This window comes from Cyclobacterium sp., assembly GCF_014762705.1.
Classification (GTDB): domain Bacteria; phylum Bacteroidota; class Bacteroidia; order Cytophagales; family Cyclobacteriaceae; genus Cyclobacterium.
The window spans coordinates 1-2,074 of sequence record NZ_JABURL010000004.1; the positions used below are offsets into that span (position 1 = coordinate 1).

Genomic DNA, 2,074 nt, shown 5'->3' on the forward strand with positions numbered 1-2,074 from the left:
CGCTACCTTAGGACCGTTATAGTTACGGCCGCCGTTTACCGGGGCTTCGGTTCAACGCTTCCCACTTGCGCAGTAACGTCCCCCCTTAACCTTCCGGCACCGGGCAGGTGTCAGGCCTTATACTTCATCTCTCGATTTCGCAAAGCCATGTGTTTTTGATAAACAGTCGCCTGGGCCTTTTCACTGCGGCTTCTCCATCGCTGGAGGAAGCGCCCCTTCTCCCGAAGTTACAGGGCCATTTTGCCGAGTTCCTTAGCCATGATTCACTCGAGCACCTTGGGATACTCTCCCCGACCACCTGTGTCGGTTTGCGGTACGGGCGCACATACGCTTAACGCCAGAGGTTTTTCTTGGAAGTTCTTACAGACACTATCCGATTGTCCGAAGACGCTCGGTACTATCAGGTTCGGCTAAAGGTGCGCATTTAACTACACCTCCAATACCTACGCCCTTTAACCCGGTATTCCGTCACCGGGCGGCCTTTTCATCACTCCGTCACCCCATCACCTGTATGTGCGGTATGGGAATATTAACCCATTTGCCATCGGAATCCCCCTTCGGGTTATCCTTAGGTCCCGACTGACCCTGATCCGATTAGCGTTGATCAGGAATCCTTGGTCTTGCGGTGTGGATGTTGTTCCCATCCATTATCGTTACTTATGCCTACATTTGCTTTTCCGGAAGCTCCACCAATCATCGCCAATTGGATTCACCGCCGCCGGAATGCTCCCCTACCAATACTCCCGATAAATCAGGATATAGTCCTTCGCTTCGGTACCGCGCTTGATGCCCGATTATTATCGACGCCCTGCCGCTCGACCAGTGAGCTGTTACGCACTCTTTAAAGGAATAGCTGCTTCCAAGCTAACCTCCTGGCTGTCTCTGCAGCTGGACCGCCTTTGTTCAACTTAGCGCGGATTTCGGGACCTTAGCGGTAGGTCTGGGTTCTTTCCCTCTCGGACTTGGACCTTAGCACCCAAGCCCTCACTGCCGGTTCTGTAGCGTGGCATTCGGAGTTCGTCAGGATTTGGTAGGATGTGACTCCCCCTAGTCCTATCGGTAGCTCTACCTCCACGATACAATTCCCGACGCTGTTCCTAAAAACATTTCGGGGAGTACGAGCTATTTCTCAGTTTGATTGGCCTTTCACCCCTACCCACAGCTCATCCGGAAGCTTTTCAACGCTTATCGGTTCGGTCCTCCACTCTGTTTTACCAGAGCTTCAACCTGGCCATGGGTAGATCACTAAGTTTCGCGTCTGCCCCCACCGACTATAACGCCCTGTTCGGACTCGCTTTCGCTGCGGCTCCCCGCGTCTACACGGTTAACCTTGCCGGTGAGGAGCAACTCGTAGGCTCATTATGCAAAAGGCACGCCGTCATCCTGACAAGTCAGGACTCCGACCGCTTGTAGGCGCACGGTTTCAGGTTCTTTTCACCCCGTTATTCACGGTACTTTTCACCTTTCCCTCACGGTACTCGTTCACTATCGGTCTCCAGGGAGTATTTAGCCTTGCCGGATGGTGCCGGCTGTTTCAACCGGGATTTCTCCCGTCCCGGCCTACTCAGGATTCCCGCCTCTCTATAAAACATTCCCCTAAGGGACTCTCACCCTCTCCGGTCTGCCTTCCCAGGCTGTTCGGGTCTGTTTTATTTCGATCATGCAGGTCCTACAACCCCGCATATGCCGTAACATATACGGTTTGGGCTATTCCGCGTCCGCTCGCCGCTACTGACGGAATCACTATTTGTTTTCTCTTCCTGCGGGTAATTAGATGTTTCAGTTCCCCGCGTTCGCTTTCTCCATCTTGCGATGGGAATACCCTGACAAGTCAGGGTGGGTTGCCCCATTCGGAAATCTGTGGATCGACCCGACTGTGCCGGTCCCCACAGCTTATCGCAGCTTGGCACGTCCTTCTTCGCCTCCTGGAGCCTAGGCATCCCCCGTACGCCCTTGTTCACTTGAACTCCCCGTGTGCCCTTTTGCAAACACACAGGGTTCTTTTCGTCGTACAAAACATCACTGCTTTGTACAACATTGCATTTTCCGCTCAACATGTCAATGAACTTTTTGC

At 53.2% G+C, this 2,074-nt stretch carries 1 rRNA gene; it reads right to left on the reverse strand.

Going from position 1 to position 2,074, the window contains the following annotated elements:
- A 23S ribosomal RNA gene (locus HUJ21_RS00020) occupies positions 1–1,967 on the reverse strand; the annotation flags it as partial.
- Between the last annotated feature and the right edge of the window lie 107 nt (positions 1,968–2,074).